This is a genomic window from Nitrosomonas sp. Is37, from assembly GCF_033063275.1.
GTDB lineage: Bacteria > Pseudomonadota > Gammaproteobacteria > Burkholderiales > Nitrosomonadaceae > Nitrosomonas.
Map to the genome: position 1 here is coordinate 16,084 of NZ_JAWJYP010000027.1, position 14,700 is coordinate 30,783.

The 14,700-nt window shown below is 43.4% G+C and carries 16 protein-coding genes; 5 read left to right on the forward strand and 11 right to left on the reverse strand.

What is annotated here, in order from left to right:
* Positions 1-457: 457 nt before the first annotated feature.
* Together R2Q26_RS11940 and R2Q26_RS11945 are read right to left on the reverse strand one after the other, a co-directional pair.
* On the reverse strand, positions 458-772 hold the full coding sequence (locus tag R2Q26_RS11940) for a hypothetical protein (RefSeq protein ID WP_317536480.1): 315 nt from the start codon (positions 770-772) through the stop codon (positions 458-460).
* Positions 772-1,206, reverse strand: coding sequence for a Panacea domain-containing protein (locus tag R2Q26_RS11945; protein WP_317536481.1), 435 nt, complete (start codon positions 1,204-1,206; stop codon positions 772-774). The genes R2Q26_RS11940 and R2Q26_RS11945 overlap by 1 nt, the downstream gene beginning before the upstream one ends.
* Positions 1,207-1,389: 183 nt before the next feature.
* Here R2Q26_RS11945 and R2Q26_RS11950 point away from each other — a divergent pair, with 183 nt between their 5' ends.
* The gene (locus R2Q26_RS11950) at positions 1,390-1,800 is read left to right on the forward strand and encodes an integrase core domain-containing protein (RefSeq protein WP_317536482.1); all 411 of its coding nucleotides are present in this window, start codon (positions 1,390-1,392) and stop codon (positions 1,798-1,800) included.
* 179 nt (positions 1,801-1,979) lie between these two features.
* Here R2Q26_RS11950 and R2Q26_RS11955 read toward each other — a convergent pair whose 3' ends face one another.
* Complete coding sequence (locus R2Q26_RS11955; protein ID WP_090569583.1) at positions 1,980-2,432, reverse strand: tellurite resistance TerB family protein; 453 nt, start codon at positions 2,430-2,432, stop codon at positions 1,980-1,982.
* 279 nt (positions 2,433-2,711) lie between these two features.
* Entirely contained in the window at positions 2,712-3,386 is a 675-nt protein-coding gene (locus tag R2Q26_RS11960) for an SOS response-associated peptidase (RefSeq protein WP_317536483.1), read from the reverse strand.
* Between the two features lie 206 nt (positions 3,387-3,592).
* Between R2Q26_RS11960 and R2Q26_RS11965 the strand changes: the two genes are divergently transcribed.
* Positions 3,593-4,630, forward strand: coding sequence for an endonuclease/exonuclease/phosphatase family protein (locus R2Q26_RS11965; RefSeq protein ID WP_317536484.1), 1,038 nt, complete (start codon positions 3,593-3,595; stop codon positions 4,628-4,630).
* 81 nt (positions 4,631-4,711) lie between these two features.
* Here R2Q26_RS11965 and R2Q26_RS11970 read toward each other — a convergent pair whose 3' ends face one another.
* Genes R2Q26_RS11970 through R2Q26_RS11985 form a run of 4 tightly spaced genes read right to left on the reverse strand, consistent with a single transcriptional unit; the run spans position 4,712 to position 8,929 of the window.
* Positions 4,712-5,911, reverse strand: coding sequence for an ABC transporter permease (locus R2Q26_RS11970; protein ID WP_317536485.1), 1,200 nt, complete (start codon positions 5,909-5,911; stop codon positions 4,712-4,714).
* The gene (locus R2Q26_RS11975) at positions 5,908-7,110 is read right to left on the reverse strand and encodes an ABC transporter permease (protein WP_317536486.1); all 1,203 of its coding nucleotides are present in this window, start codon (positions 7,108-7,110) and stop codon (positions 5,908-5,910) included. Before R2Q26_RS11975 ends, R2Q26_RS11970 begins: the two co-directional genes overlap by 4 nt.
* Complete coding sequence (locus tag R2Q26_RS11980; protein ID WP_317536487.1) at positions 7,107-7,778, reverse strand: ABC transporter ATP-binding protein; 672 nt, start codon at positions 7,776-7,778, stop codon at positions 7,107-7,109. The genes R2Q26_RS11975 and R2Q26_RS11980 overlap by 4 nt, the downstream gene beginning before the upstream one ends.
* Complete coding sequence (locus R2Q26_RS11985; protein WP_317536488.1) at positions 7,775-8,929, reverse strand: efflux RND transporter periplasmic adaptor subunit; 1,155 nt, start codon at positions 8,927-8,929, stop codon at positions 7,775-7,777. Before R2Q26_RS11985 ends, R2Q26_RS11980 begins: the two co-directional genes overlap by 4 nt.
* Before the next feature lie 407 nt (positions 8,930-9,336).
* On the opposite strand from R2Q26_RS11985, the gene R2Q26_RS11990 reads away from it, so the two are divergent.
* A complete protein-coding gene (locus R2Q26_RS11990; RefSeq protein WP_317536489.1) occupies positions 9,337-11,007 on the forward strand; it encodes a MutS-related protein in 1,671 nt (556 codons plus the stop codon).
* 228 nt (positions 11,008-11,235) lie between these two features.
* Here R2Q26_RS11990 and R2Q26_RS11995 read toward each other — a convergent pair whose 3' ends face one another.
* Positions 11,236-11,610: a winged helix-turn-helix transcriptional regulator gene (locus R2Q26_RS11995; protein WP_090569609.1), complete on the reverse strand. Its 375-nt coding sequence runs from the start codon at positions 11,608-11,610 to the stop codon at positions 11,236-11,238.
* Positions 11,611-11,740: 130 nt separating this feature from the next.
* Here R2Q26_RS11995 and R2Q26_RS12000 point away from each other — a divergent pair, with 130 nt between their 5' ends.
* Both R2Q26_RS12000 and R2Q26_RS12005 read left to right on the forward strand, forming a co-directional pair.
* Positions 11,741-12,454, forward strand: a complete 714-nt coding sequence (locus R2Q26_RS12000) for a glutathione S-transferase family protein (protein WP_317536490.1) — start codon at positions 11,741-11,743, stop codon at positions 12,452-12,454.
* 213 nt (positions 12,455-12,667) lie between these two features.
* Positions 12,668-13,072, forward strand: a complete 405-nt coding sequence (locus tag R2Q26_RS12005; RefSeq protein WP_317536491.1) for a surface-adhesin E family protein — start codon at positions 12,668-12,670, stop codon at positions 13,070-13,072.
* A gap of 85 nt (positions 13,073-13,157) precedes the next feature.
* Here the strand turns inward: R2Q26_RS12005 and R2Q26_RS12010 are convergent, their stop codons facing one another.
* Entirely contained in the window at positions 13,158-14,138 is a 981-nt protein-coding gene (locus tag R2Q26_RS12010; RefSeq protein ID WP_317536492.1) for an acetyltransferase, read from the reverse strand.
* A 126-nt stretch (positions 14,139-14,264) separates the two neighbouring features.
* A complete protein-coding gene (locus R2Q26_RS12015; protein WP_317536493.1) occupies positions 14,265-14,690 on the reverse strand; it encodes a hypothetical protein in 426 nt (141 codons plus the stop codon).
* Positions 14,691-14,700 lie beyond the last annotated feature (10 nt).

Here is a 14,700-nt window from a genome sequence, read left to right on the forward strand (position 1 = left end):
TTGTTGGCGTCATACTTGAGATAGGGAAAGGTGTCTTTATTTTTTTGAATGCGTTGCCATTGACCTTCACTGTGGGCGGTGCGAAGACTGGTGTCATAAATCACCTTGAGGCGGCGTGTGCCGCCAAGCTGGCAGTTTCTACAGAATCACAGAGCTATAACCCTGGGCAAGCAATTTATAGACCGCCTGGTGGGATATATTCAAGGCTTTTTGGCCACAAAAAATTCATGAACTCTAAAAATAGGTCTATCTCAATTTTGCATTTCTAGCTTTTGAATGGGGATACAATTACCCTCAACAGTGATACCCCCTCTGAAGTACCTTGCTTTTTATAATCAATTGTTTTCAGGTTTGCTTGCGTCATAGACTTGAATAAACACCTCGACGGGCTATCGCGCTTACTCGGTTTCTTGTTCCACCTCTCGCAAGTGGAGATTGAATGCGTCCTGGCTTATAGTTATTTGCTATTATTTTGTGACCAGCCGTCAATAATTTTATCTATTATTTGCACAATAATATCTACGCCACATTTCTGTGCAAGGACTACAAGCCCGAATAATTCTAAAAATACAATCGCCACTGGTCCTCCCCATGACTTCATAGGTGGGAATGAGAAAATATCAATTAAGATTACAACGCCTAATGCCCAATAAAAACGCTCTTCTAGAAGCCTGTCTTCTAATTCAACAACCTTTTTCTCTAATGCTTGAATCTTATCGTCTTTGTGACTAGGTAATTCATTAGCCTTGAGCTTATCAAAACCATCAGTCATTAGAAGCTCTGATATTCAGCAAGGATCTCTTTATTGGGGATTGTGATATTTCTGGCGCCTGGGATATAAGTTTTATCCCAGGCACCATTTGGCCTATGAGTCCAAGCAATTAAAGATCCAGGATTAGCATTCGAGAATTTTTCTGCAGCATCTTTTAATATTTTAGACTCAGGACCATCGGTCAGTATTCTATTTCTATGGAATACATCTTGAACAGGTTTGTTACCAAAGAACTTGACTTTATAGTAAAGACTGGGCAAGACAGGACCATAATCCCATGACTGAAACTCTTCATCAACCAAAGGTTCACCCTTGTTTTCGCCCATATAAACCATATGAGCAAGATATAATATCTTTTGCATTTGGAGATTAGATAATCTCCATCCCGCATAATATCCAAGTGTTTTTGCGGCATCAAAAACAGATATGGTCATTTTGCGTTCCGCCTTTAAATTGTTTTATCAGATATTATTTTTAATTTTTATATTTTATGTAATTTATTATCTGATTACTATTTATAAATGAAATTTCACCAAATTTGGATCGAAAATTTCAAATTGAGATACTGCCGATTGCTTATCGTTCCTTGGTTTGATGAGGAAGTTCCGTTATTACGAATGCTGACAGATAGAGGCGCTGAATATTGCGGTAAAAAGGAGACTTATGCCTGCCAGCTTTATTTAAAGCTGGAAGATATTGAATATTCGGAAACCAGAGCCTACAGCCCACAAACCAACGGGATTTGTGGGCGTTTCCATAAAACCATGAAAAACGATTGTTACGATGTCATGTTTCGTCGCAAGCTATCTCATAGCTTGGAGCTTGGACGAAATCCAGCAATCCAGCAAGAGGTCGATCGCTGGCTGACGTTTTATAACCAGGAGCGAGCTCATTCAGGAAAGTATTGCTATGGCAAGACCCCTTGGCAAACCTGGTTGGATGCTAAAGCACTGGCAAAAGACAAGCAATTGGATAACTTGTTTGTGTCATCAGACAATCAGACTCATCTGACAAATTCAATGGTATAAATGATGTGTCTGTCAGATTAAGTTTGAGCTGGTATAGCTAAGCTAAAGGGTAGATGACCTAGCAATATAATCTGCTCAGGTTTAATAAATGCTTCAATTTCCTTCTAGTGTCGCCAGTCTATTGCTTTTTTTAAAGGCTAACGGAAACAAGCCTCCGGCAAAGCCGGAAGTAATTTAATTTAGGCTGCGTTGCCGTAATTTCTTGCCAGCATAACTTCTACAACTTTCATGGCAAAATCATCAGAAATAGCTAATTTTTCTTTCAGATGCTCAATAATTTGTTGCTCTTGCGGACTAATAGAACCATCAACTAAGACAATGTCTACAGCAACCGAAAAAACCATGTTTTTGTTTTCAGATTTAATCAAAGGAACACAGTCGTTAACTGCAGCGGCAAGACTTTCAAAATTTTTCAGGTTATTAATACACTCATGCACTAATGCTTTTAAATCAACATGAGTAAACATTTTTTTTTGGCAAAGAGTATCAACAATAGTGTCCCACTCTTCAACTTCCATTACACCATCAGAAGAGGCAGCGGCAGTTATAATCGTGATAAAAGCTTCTTGTTCGCTGTCGATGATTGGTTTTGGAGCCGCAGCAGATGCAAATATTTTGTCAAAAAATCCCATGGCGTTATTTAATTAAGTTATTAAAAGGTAAATTCTATTTTAGATATAGTTTAAATAAAAGAGATATTTTTAATGAAAATGGGTATATATTTTGAATCTGACATAATTCAAAATATTTCATTGCCAAACTATGCTTTTATTCCATCTAATTCAAATTAGTAATGATTCGCTCGTCGTGAGTGATTCTTTCTCCAGATTACCGCAGTTTTTCCAGTAGGTAATTAGCAAAATGATGGGAATTAGACGGCACTCTTATTTTGAGACTATAAATTAAAAACCTCATTCATTAACAGGCTGGATTAGATCCTTTCCTTGATTACTTATTCTTCCTACCGCAGGTGATACTGCCCATAACTGTATTAGTTCTGAAGAAAATGGTTTTAGAATAATAGACATTAAAATGTCTTCAGATAGGCCGGAAGGCGTCAACCAAGTATCCCAGGTTTCTGGAGTGAGGATCACAGGCATGCGGTCATGAATGGAACGCATCAATGCATTACTGTTTGTGGTGATGATTGTACAGCTATCAATTACCACTTCATCTATCGTTGCTGTCTCCCATATCCCAGCGAATGATAGCGGACTGCCATCTTTGGCAGAAACATAGAATGGTTTTTTGCTTTTACCATCTGATGATAGTTTCCATTCATAGAAACCAGAAGCCGGAATAATACAGCGTTGGCGACGGAATGCGTTTTTGTACAATGGCTTTATCGCAAGCGATTCAACGCGCGCATTAAAGAGCAAGGGTAATTTCTTTGGATCCTTAACCCAATGGGGTATCAAACCCCAGCGCATCATTGATCCTATTCGACCATCGACGCTATCACGAATGACCACAATATCGGTTGTGGGCGCAATGTTATAGCGCGACTCAATCTCTGGCATGGTCACCGCATGATACCAGTTGATCAGACTGGCACGAGGATAATCTAGGCAAAAACGTCCGCACATACCATCATTGTTATCCGCTAATTGAGTGTTTTATACAATACCACTTATCATGTACTAAAATCATCTACTATGACAACTATTGCTTAATTTTCCAGAGCATCGATAGTGTAATGCTTAAACCTAAAAGCGGCTTTTAGGTTAAATTATTACGCTTAACTTCACTTTAATTTCCTAAGATCCTCATATAACATTTTTTAATCAAAAAAATGAAAATCTCACTTGCTACATTTAATGTAGAAAACCTTGTCACGGCAGGTAAGCCAATTTATGACGGACACAGGCCCCATTACAACCAAGATGAATATCGGAAAAAAACGGTCTGGATAAAGAATCAGCTTTTGAAGATGAATGCCGATATTATCGGTTTTCAAGAAATCTTCGAAGAACGAGCTCTCAGAGAGTGTTTAACAGGAACTCCAATGGCAAATTGGCATCTATTTGTCGCTAATCCTACTGGCAAAACGCCTGTGAATGCTATTTTAAGCAAGTTCCCTATTATTGAAACAGAGGTGATCGAGGATTTGCCTTTCGTTTTTGATTTTTTTGACGAAAAGGAGATAACTGCACCTTTGGAAAGTGCACCGGTGAATATCCCCTTAAAAAAATTTTCAAGGGGCGTTTTAAAAGCTGAAATCAAGATCAATGAAAATGTATCAGCTCTAGTGATAGTTTTGCACTTAAAATCAAAAAGACCTATATTAGCGGATAATATTGATCGTAATACAGCTACCTCTCCCGAACTGGCAAAAGGCAGTGTTCGTTCATTAATCAGAAGGGGAATTGAATCTTGTGGTATCAGACAAATTTTATCTGATGAAATAAATAAAGATGAGGCAAAGCCAATTTTTATTTTGGGCGACTTAAATGATAACGACACTGCTGTGACTAACCAAGCTATTCTCGGAGAAGAACCTTTTCGCAGCCTCCCGCTAGAAATAAAAATAAAAAAATGGAAGCATGTTTTTCAAAACTGTAAAGATATTCAGGCACGTAAAAGTATTGAGAATTTTTATTACACATACATTCATAACGGACATTATGAAAGTCTTGACAATATTTTTGTCAGCAATCATTTTGCTGAACTAAATTCTAAGAGAATCGGGCGGATAATTGATGTTCGCTTATATAACGACCATGTCATTGACGACAAGACGTCAATGGATAAAAAGCCAATTTATATTCCTGATCATGGGCAGGTGATGGCAAATATCGATCTGCTTCAGCCAACTCAATCTGCTCCATAAATCGCTGCAAAGCCACTTGATGCCGCTTGATAAGTGTATGTTTCCTTGTTTGCTGTTAACATAATCTATTCTCACAGGCAGTTACTCCGTCCTCAGTGCATCAATAGGGTTAAGTTTTGCAGCGTGCATGGCAGGAACGACACCCGCAGCCAGACCTATCAGAATGGATACTGCTAGTGCACCCAGGACAAAGTCCCAGGGAATATTGACAGGTAATTCGCTTACTACGATTTGGAGCAGCTTAGCGAGTGCAGTACCAATTGCCAGTCCAGCTAATCCACCGAGTGCTGAGAGTATCGTGGATTCCATCAGGAACAGTAGGCGGATACGGGCGCGGGTGGCGCCCAGCGCATTGAGCAATCCAATTTCCGCTACACGCTCAGCAACAGAGATATGCATCAGTGTCACCATGCCCACGGCACCGACCAGTAGCGAAATGCCACCTAAGGCAGCGACAGCAAAGGTGAGCACTGTCAGTACGGTAGAGAGGGTAGAGAGCATTTGTTGCTGAGGTGTCAGGGTAAAATCCTCGCGCCCATGCCGTTCGATGAGAATGCGTCGCACATCCTCCGTGACAGCTTGCAAGGGTGCTTCTGGCGGATAGACAATATGTACTTCCATTAAACCTTCCCGATTGAATATTTCTAGTGCCCGAGTAGTGGGAATAAACACTGTGTCGTCCAGATCAAATCCCAGTATTTGCCCTTTGGGCGCCATCACACCAATGATGCGAAAGCGTGAGCCGCCTACCTGCAAAATTGCACCGAGCGGATTGGCATTACCAAATAACTCGTTGTGTGTTTTTGCACCGAGCACAGCAAATGCGCGTGGATTGCGGGGATCATCTGCAGGCAAGGACTGACCAATCGCCACGCTCATATTGAATGCCTTGTCAAAATCAGGGCTTTGTCCGTAAATCGTAACACGTCGACCGCGACCTTCCGAGCGGATTTCAGCATTACCCATCACACTGGCATTGACATATTGAGCGTAGCGAGAGTGTTTTAAAGCCAGTGAGTCTTCAATGGTCAGGATGCGTGCACTGCTGATGGCGCCGACCGATCTACCATGTGCCATGGATTTACCAGGAGTAACGGTCAGAATATTGGTGCCAAACTGGGTAAATTCAGCAAGTACGAAACGCTGAATGCCTTCTCCTATTGAAGTGAGCAGGATAACGGCGGCAATGCCGATGGCAATTCCCGAAGCTGACAATAGCGTGCGAAGCCAGTGAGCGGTCAGGGCACGCAGGGCGAATTGCAATGCGTCAAGTGTACTCATCTGCCGCTCAGTGCCTTGACAGGGTCCAGTCGTGCAGCGCGGGCGGCAGGCAGCAGGCCAGCAATGATACCCGTTGCCAGTGCAATGACGATGCTGGCGAGGCTAGCCCAGGCAGGTGGCCAGGCAGGTAATTCTGGATAAGCCAGGCGGATCAATAGACTACCCACATGCCCCAGCATAAAACCGAAGATGGCACCACTGAGTGATAACCAGGCGGCTTCAGTGAGAAATAAGCGGCGAATATCGCTCCCTGGGGCTCCGATTGCTTTGAGCAATCCGATTTCATCAGTGCGTTGACTGACCGCTACCAGCATCACATTCATGATCAGAATACCAGCTACCGCTAGACTGATCGCAGCAATACCAGCTACACCGAGGGTCAGTGCGCGAAAGATGCGATCGAAGGTAGCGAGTACTGCATCCTGAGTGATAATGGTGACATCCTCTTCGCCATCATGGCGCTGAATCATGAGTTCGCGGATAGCTTGCTTAGCGGAGGGAATGTCACTGCGATTCCTGACTTCGACCATGATACGGAAGAGCGAGGTGGTATCTAATAATGCTTGGGCGTGATTGATCGGGATAATCACGATTTCATCCGAATTGAACCCCATTGTTTCTCCTTGCCTGGAGAGTATCCCCGATACCATGAATCGTCGATCGGCCAGCCTGACATGCTGACCAATCGCATTGCCATCAGGAAAAAATTCCTCAGCTAGTTTTGCTCCCAAGACGATTTGTGCGCTGTATTGTGAGCCATGTGCCAGAAAACTGCCCTGCGCTAATTGCATGTGGCGGATGGGCAAAAGATTTGCGGTACTACCGAGGATAGTGATTTCGCGTAAACGTCCGGCGGCAGCGAGCTCGGCAGTGCCTACATTGAGCGGGGCATAGCGTCGAACTTGGGGAAGGTGGCCGAGCCAGCGAGCATCTTCTAATGTCAGATCGCGTGGAGTTTGCCCCATAGTCGCACCAGGGAAGCTACCTCCGGTTTCGGCGCGACCAGGTAAAACGATAATCAGATTAGTACCGATGGATGAGAAGCGATGAATCACAAAACGACGCGCACCATCACCTAGTGCAGTCAGGACGACGACTGCAGCTACGCCCAGCGCCATCGCCAGAATGATGAGGAATGAGCGGGTAGGGTAGCTTGTGACCGTTTTAAAGGAGAAGAGGAAGATATCCTGTAGCTTCATTGTTCATCTGCCACGATGAACCCATCGCGCATGCCAATACGACGGTGTGCTCGTAATCCCAGTTCACGATCATGTGTCACCACAATAAGGGTAGTGCCAGCATGATGCAAATTTTCCAGCAGCGCTACCACTTCCAAACCAGTTCGATGATCGAGGTTACCTGTTGGTTCATCTGCCAGCAAGGCAGTGGGACGCAGAATGGTCGCGCGCGCAATAGCTACCCGCTGGCGCTGACCACCGGATAATTCAGCTGGTCGGTGTTGAGCACGTTTGCTCAGATCAAAGGCATGGAGTGTTTCTTCTACCCGTATTTTGCGCTCAGCTGGTGGAATGCCTGCCAAAATCAGTGGCAGCTCGATATTTTCGGCAGCAGTAAGACGGGGCACCAGATGAAATGCTTGAAAGACAAAGCCAATTTTTTCTCTGCGCACACGTGCCTGCTCAGTTTCGGTTAAATCAGTAACATCTCTACCATCGAGCTGGTAGCGCCCGCTATCAGGTTTGTCCAGTAAGCCGATTACATTGAGCAGAGTAGATTTGCCTGAGCCAGAGGGCCCCATGATGGATACATATTCACCCGAAGCAATAATCAGATCAATGTGATCAAGCGCACGAATTTCCTGCTCACCCATATGAAAGATGCGGGTAATGGCTGCAAGTTGAATCATGATTGATTGGTTTTAGGTTTGACGACTACGCCGGCAGCAATATCCTCGTTATCAAAGGATGTCAATACCTGCTCACCTTCTTTTAAGCCACTTATGATTTCCGTGAATGCCCAATTGGCCAGCCCCGTCTTTATGGTGCGCTCTTCGATGCGATCATGTTGATCTAACACCAGCACTTTGTCCCGTTGTCGGATGGCTTGTGTCGGGATACGCAGCGCCTGTTCATGCCGATTAATAATCACTTCGACATCAGCGCTGTAGCCCACTAACAGAGCATAGTTCGAGCCTTCGGTAAAATAGACTTCAATATCAACAGTACGAGCCTGCTTTTCTATTTCAGTGACATATGGCGCAATACGATGCACTGTACCGGCAAAAGTTTGACCAGGTAATGCATCTAGTGTGATGCGTGCTTCTTGTCCGATTTTTATTTTGGGGGCATCTATTTCGTCCATTGGTGCACTGACATACAAGCAGCTATCATCGATCAAATCAATCACAGGAGGAGTAGGAATACCAGGAGGGGAGGGCATTGTGTATTCGCCCAGCTCGCCTGTGAGGCGAGCAATAATTCCAGCAAAGGGCGCATATAGCGTGGTACGATCCAGATTAGCTTGAATGACTTCGATCTGAGCTTGTGCGCGTTTGACATCTGCTGCCAAGGCAGCACAGTTTGCCTGACGGGATTGCGCATTGGCCTCAGCTTCATCAGCCCGTTGCGAACTAACAAACCCTTGAGCAACAAGTTGTTGGGTTCGGATAAATTCGCGTTGTGCATTTTCTGCCATAATGCAGGCTTCACGTTGCCGGCTTTTGGCAGTAGCCAGTTGTCGTTTGGCAAGTTCATGTTGTGCTACCAGATCGGCATTCCACAGCTTCAACAGAACATCTCCTTGCTTGACGCGATCACCTTCATTTACGGGTAGCTTGACAATTTGTCCTCCTACTGCGGGAGCCAGTTTGGCTCGCCGGCAAGCTTTGATCGTACCCGCACGCGTATTGACGACAGTAGCCTCCACTGTGCCGCGCGTAATGGTGGCAACTTCGACTTCCACAGGCGGTTTGCGTGTTAAGTACCAGCCTGCATAACTCAGCAAGGTGGTCATGAATAGCAAGATGAGCCAACGGGACAATATTTTTGTTTTTTGCATGATAGAAATGCCTCAGTTACTTCAATAGGCAAATATACTCATATATTGTTATTAATTATTATTAGGAAAAGTAATCCTCGATCACACCAGGATCGTTTTGCCCGATTATGCCACGCATCAACGACGTAGATATGCTAGATTCTTAACACCAAGAAAAATCCGACTACAAACAGCAGCATGGAAGCCAGCAAGAGAAGTCCTGCATATTGTGATAAGGCAAAATTAATTTTGTTTCGGTAATATCATTTTATGCTTGAGTTATGGCTGAGTGCAGGCTGACAATAGATTGATTAAATTATTGACCCGGCATGTTATCCAAATTTATCCGGGCATTGAAATAAAATCAGGGAAAATTATGAACATGCAAATTATCACGAGAGTCATTTTGTCAAAATAGGGAAATAGTCATGAGTGATGCAACAGAATCCAATTCCATTCCCATCTGGCGTGCACCATTTATTTTATCGAATGGTAAGCAGCCTGCAGGCATACGGGATACACGGCCAACTGACTCTGATTACGGCGTGCTGGATCCCAAGACATTCAATGCGATAGAAGCGGATGCTTTATTTGACGAAATCAATCAGGCGGAAACCCAGATAGGACAATCTGTGCTTTATCGATCATTGGTTAGACCTGGCCATGATGCACAACTGTTGCAGAAGAAACAGGAAGCGATACGTGAGTTGGCATCCAATCCCGAATTATTTGCAGAACTTGATAGCTTCGTCAAGAAAATGGTACCTGGAGAAGAATCGCTCTACTATCTTCTCTATGGAGAATTTGCGGGTGGATTGACCACAGATAATCCAAAAAATAAGACGGGAAAGCTGGAATTCGGCGGCTATGGCTATCATCAGTTTATTGATGGAACTGAATTTGCGGTTAATCTGGTTGAAGAGGCGGATTCGCTACCGCCAGTGCGAAGTACTTATTTGCAGGAACTGATTCAGGCCATTCGAAATTTTGGTGATTCCCGCACTTACGCTTTGATGCATGGCCCAATCTACGTCATCGATGGCAAGTTCAAAACCAGAGAAGAGAAACCGACTTACCTGCCTGTTCCCCGCTTTCGGCCATCCATGTTCAAATGGCTACCATCATTGATTTTTCTGTCCATCGTAACCGGTCTGTTTTATTTTTTTCAAAACATGCTGGTCGAGCTAGGTGCCACTTATATTGGCTCTGGCATCCTCATCCTGACAGTGCCGATTATTCCCATCATCTTGCAGGCTGTCAGTTCTTCTGACCGGGATTCGGTGATTTATCCCTTGCAAAAGCTTTTCCGACAAAGCCCTGATCTGGCCAAAGCGCTGGAAGCACTTGGTATGATTGATGAATTACTGTCTTTGCATCGCTATGCTCAATCTGCTGATAAGGGAATGGTATTACCTGAAATCATCGAGGCAGGGCAGCATACACTTACCGTTACGAATGCGAAAAATCCATTGCTTGCCAGAATGCAACCAAACTATGTTCCCAACGATATCAAGCTGGATGCAGCCAACCGTCTGCTGATTATTACCGGCCCGAATAGCGGTGGAAAAACAGCTTATTGCAAAACTGTCGTGCAGATTCAGTTGTTAGGACAAACGGGAGGTTATATTCCAGCAACAGCTGCGCGACTAGTGCCAGCAGAACATATTTTTTACCAGGTACCGGAGCCAGGACGTTTGGAGGAAGGGATGGGGCGTTTTGCTTATGAACTGAAACAAACCCGCGAGATTTTTTTTAATTCGACTCCCCTCAGCCTGGTTGTGCTTGACGAGCTGGCGGAAGGGACTACCTTTGAAGAGAAAATGACGCTTTCCGAGTATGTGCTCAAAGGCTTCCATAAGCTCGGTGCAACAACGATATTGGTCACTCATAACCACGAACTATGTGAACGTTTACAAAGCGAGGGCATCGGCAGCTATCTGCAAGTCGAGTTTCTGCCAGAAGGCCCAACCCACCGCTTGATTTCAGGAATATCGCGTGAGAGTCATGCTGATCGTGTGGCGAGTGCCATCGGTTTCAGTAAAGAAGATGTAGAAAAGCATCTTGCGACACTGCAAGATTCAACCAGATCAGAAACGTGAAAATGGGGGGGCGCTACCTTTTTATACATTAGGGCGCCCAAGGAATGAAAAGAGAGAGCAATAAAGGGTAGCGCCCCCTTTTCTCCTCTTTTCTCCGTCATTTTCTCCCGAGATATTGTCGATGTGCACTTATGAATGCGTCGGAGTGAGCGCCGGACTTAAATTTTTGCTTCCTATTTGGTATTCGGTACTCTTTGCATGGTGAAGTTGTTTAGAAACTCACGCCTCTCAATTACTTGAATGCCGCTCAACAGCTTCAAAAACTTTAGTACCAGGGTAATATGTTTTACCCCATTTAACCAAAGCTTGAAGTACAGGTTTAAGATCCTCTCCTTTTTTTGTCAGAACATATTCATAACGAATTGGTTTCTGCTGATATGTTTGTTGAAAGACAAGCCCAGCAGTTTCTATTTTCTTTAGTCTGTCTGACAATATATTGGTGGCAATTCCCTCTGGAGATTCAAGGAATTCTTGAAAGCGTTTTTTACCCAATAGCAGATCACGAATAACCAGCAAAGTCCATTTATCACCCAGGAGATCGAGTGAGCACGTAATCGGGCAGCATGATCGCTCAAAAATTGGTTTATCCATTTCATCATTCATAAATTATTTTTCCTTAATAAATAAAAGGAGAGCATGATCACTTGCAGTTAGCAAGCTTATGAGTTAAATTAACTTGCATTATACAAGTAATAGCTCATGATTAATAACAATGATGATAAGGATCAATCGCATGTTAGAACTTTACCAATTTGAACGCACCTGGGGGATTCCGAACTTAAGTCCTTTTTGCTGCAAAATCGAAACGTATTTGCGAATGACTGGCATTGAATATGAAATCAAATCGGCATTACCTTTTAGTGCTCCCAAAGGTAAATTGCCCTACATTAAAGATAACAGTGAGGCATTAGGCGATTCTCGATTTATCATTAGCTACCTCAAATCAACCTATAAAGACCTGGACAAAGGACTAAGCGAGGTGGAATTGGCGGTATCAACAGCCATGCAGCGTTTGCTCGATGAGCATTTGTTTTGGGTTTTGCTTTATTCGCGTTGGCAATATACAGATGAAAATTGGCAGGTTAACAAGAAAGCAATTTTTGGCGGGCTACCTCCCATTGTCCGAGATATTGTTGCAAATAGATGGCGTCCAAAAATCAAACGGCAAATTTATGGTCATGGCACTGGCAGACATCAAGCAGAAGAAATTTTTACATTAGGTAAACAAGATATTGATGCGTTATCAGCAAGCCTTGGGAGTAAGCGGTATTTTTTAGGAGATCAACCTACCACATTGGATGCTTGTGCCTTTGGTCACTTAATCAATATCATTGGCTGTCCAATTGAATCGCCCCTTAAGGAATATGGTTTGTCAAAGAACAATTTGATTGATTATGTTGATCGAATTGAAAGTGAATTCTATCAAGATCTAAAAGATATAGTCTAACCAGTTAAGAATGATTCAGAATGTGTAGGATTTGAAGAGCATATCGACAGTTTAGGAATAAAGGGTAGCGTCCCCTTTTCCGTCCCCATCATCATTGCTTTCTTTTATAAGCATTGTCAGAGTTTGATTGCTTAATCATTTTTGCTGTACCACTTCTATGAGGTGCTAATATGCTCATGCGACAATAAGCAGAAAGGGATCAAACAAATACGCATGAAAAAAATATTGTTAGCTTTAATAATTGCCTTAACAGCCAACACCGTGATGGCTGGCTGGTCTTTAGTAGACGAAAGTGCCGATGGTTCAGTAACAATATATGCTGACTTTGACACCATTCAGAAAACTGGAGACAAAATTAAGATGTGGTCACTGGGGGACTTTAAGGCTGAGAAGGAAACCGGTGGAGTTAAGTTCTTATCTTCGAAATATCAAAAAGAGTATAACTGCAAACTAGGGCTGGTGAGAATGCTTTCATTCACTTTATTTAGTTCGAACATGGGGGAGGGGAAGATCGTTCATTCGGATAATGAACCTGATAAATGGGCGCCAGTATCAGGTGGAAGAATTGGGGAAACTCTCTGGAGAATAGCTTGCGATCAGGATTTATCAAAAGATTAACACGTCTTATTATTAAGACGATTATTACTTTCTCTATTTTTTAAAAAAAGAAATTAGAATAATAATCTTGTTCAGTTATGATTCATTATTCAATTTTCCTGGGGGAACTTCCGAATGTTCGCTCAAAATCAGCAATAAGTTCGGTTACCGCCACTTCTGGAAGTCGATTGATTCCAGCCGCTGCTTCACGCCCGCCACCTTCCGGGTAGCGACGACAAAAAGCCGATGCGCCATGTGGGTGCGTTTTTGCGGCACGTAAACTGACAGTTAACGAGCCTTGTCCATCCGGGCAAAGAATCAAATGAGCGCGCTCGGGATATGTTTGCGATAAATTATTTGCAAAAATCCCCACTGTACGACGCGCCCAGGATGCATCTGGAAGCTGATAAACCGCGGCTATATCGGTCGCAAGTATAGGGGGCAACGCGTTGATGTGCTCCATGTCTGCTGCGTAACCTGATGCCAAAATAGCTACTTCAGGCGAGCTGTCATAAGCTTCCCGCGGATCGTCAAAGTGATGCAGTGCGCGAAAAAGCGATGCAGGGTGAAAATGAAGATCCTCGATATGTGAACCATAACCATTATAGTTAATCAATTCACCTAATTGACGTAATACCTGAATATCTTCTGCATTTAGATTGAGTTCGGAACAGCGTTTTTGTGCTACAGATACCAGGTTATCGCCGAAAGCGGCGGCAATGGCCCATAGGGAGTAGCGTTCCTTTAGATAGCGATCGACCAACAGACTGGTGCAAGTACTCGGTGATTCATCGATCATGGCTTGCAGGTTGTCATGTACAGGGATTTTGCCGGCGAAATGGTGATCAAAATAAAGAACATTTGCGCCTGCCGTAAGTAATCGTTGAAGATCTTCTCGATTGCGATCGAGTGAAATATCCAGAACGGTGATACGATCTCCCGCTGCGGCGGTAACTTGTTGCAGCAACGTAATGTCACGTTTGACACCAGTAATTAATTCTGCATCGAGTGGTTCGACTAGGCGAAGTTGAATCAGCGCGCAGATACCATCTGCATCGCCATTAAATATATCGAAATATTTTGTCAAATCGATTGTTCCTTCTGTTTATCAATTTTTGTTTGCTATGGAGTAATGAACATCTGCTGTCATGAACCGGAGCGAAGTGGTATATCGATATTAACGGCTTTATTACCGAACTGTTAAGTGTATTTTTTAAATTTGTCGTTGTTTTAATTCTTTGATAATGAAATCAATGAGCTCTTGAGCAAACGAACCAAAGCCTGGCACAGCACTGGTGATATTATTCAGCAGGAACTGACCTTTCTCAAGAACGACTATTAGATTTTCAAGACCACCTTCTTCATGAAATTCAATATAGCTGTATTCGAAAGATTCAAGTTTGAGGTCGAGCTGGTTGCCGGTTAAACCCGATTCGCTCATAGCTTCAAAATCAGTTGGGAACTGTATGTGATCGTCCCTCTTTAATTTATCTAATCTAGGAAGTGCTTCTTCCAGGCTATGGCTATAGTTAGTTCTGAAATTTGAGCGAAAAAGAAGAGGGCTTGATTTCTCGATTATCTTTAGAAGCCATATGATTGCCATAAGAAATTCTTCCAGATTCTCTATTTTTTCAGGCATTTTGATTTCC

Coding starts and splice junctions, on each gene's coding strand:
- R2Q26_RS11940 (WP_317536480.1), bottom strand. CDS start 772: ATGACTGATGGTTTTGATAAGCTCAAGGCTAATGAATTACCTAGTCAC.
- R2Q26_RS11945 (WP_317536481.1), bottom strand. CDS start 1,206: ATGACCATATCTGTTTTTGATGCCGCAAAAACACTTGGATATTATGCG.
- R2Q26_RS11950 (WP_317536482.1), top strand. CDS start 1,390: ATGCTGACAGATAGAGGCGCTGAATATTGCGGTAAAAAGGAGACTTAT.
- R2Q26_RS11955 (WP_090569583.1), bottom strand. CDS start 2,432: ATGGGATTTTTTGACAAAATATTTGCATCTGCTGCGGCTCCAAAACCA.
- R2Q26_RS11960 (WP_317536483.1), bottom strand. CDS start 3,386: ATGTGCGGACGTTTTTGCCTAGATTATCCTCGTGCCAGTCTGATCAAC.
- R2Q26_RS11965 (WP_317536484.1), top strand. CDS start 3,593: ATGAAAATCTCACTTGCTACATTTAATGTAGAAAACCTTGTCACGGCA.
- R2Q26_RS11970 (WP_317536485.1), bottom strand. CDS start 5,911: ATGAGTACACTTGACGCATTGCAATTCGCCCTGCGTGCCCTGACCGCT.
- R2Q26_RS11975 (WP_317536486.1), bottom strand. CDS start 7,110: ATGAAGCTACAGGATATCTTCCTCTTCTCCTTTAAAACGGTCACAAGC.
- R2Q26_RS11980 (WP_317536487.1), bottom strand. CDS start 7,778: ATGATTCAACTTGCAGCCATTACCCGCATCTTTCATATGGGTGAGCAG.
- R2Q26_RS11985 (WP_317536488.1), bottom strand. CDS start 8,929: ATGCAAAAAACAAAAATATTGTCCCGTTGGCTCATCTTGCTATTCATG.
- R2Q26_RS11990 (WP_317536489.1), top strand. CDS start 9,337: ATGAGTGATGCAACAGAATCCAATTCCATTCCCATCTGGCGTGCACCA.
- R2Q26_RS11995 (WP_090569609.1), bottom strand. CDS start 11,610: ATGAATGATGAAATGGATAAACCAATTTTTGAGCGATCATGCTGCCCG.
- R2Q26_RS12000 (WP_317536490.1), top strand. CDS start 11,741: ATGTTAGAACTTTACCAATTTGAACGCACCTGGGGGATTCCGAACTTA.
- R2Q26_RS12005 (WP_317536491.1), top strand. CDS start 12,668: ATGAAAAAAATATTGTTAGCTTTAATAATTGCCTTAACAGCCAACACC.
- R2Q26_RS12015 (WP_317536493.1), bottom strand. CDS start 14,690: ATGCCTGAAAAAATAGAGAATCTGGAAGAATTTCTTATGGCAATCATA.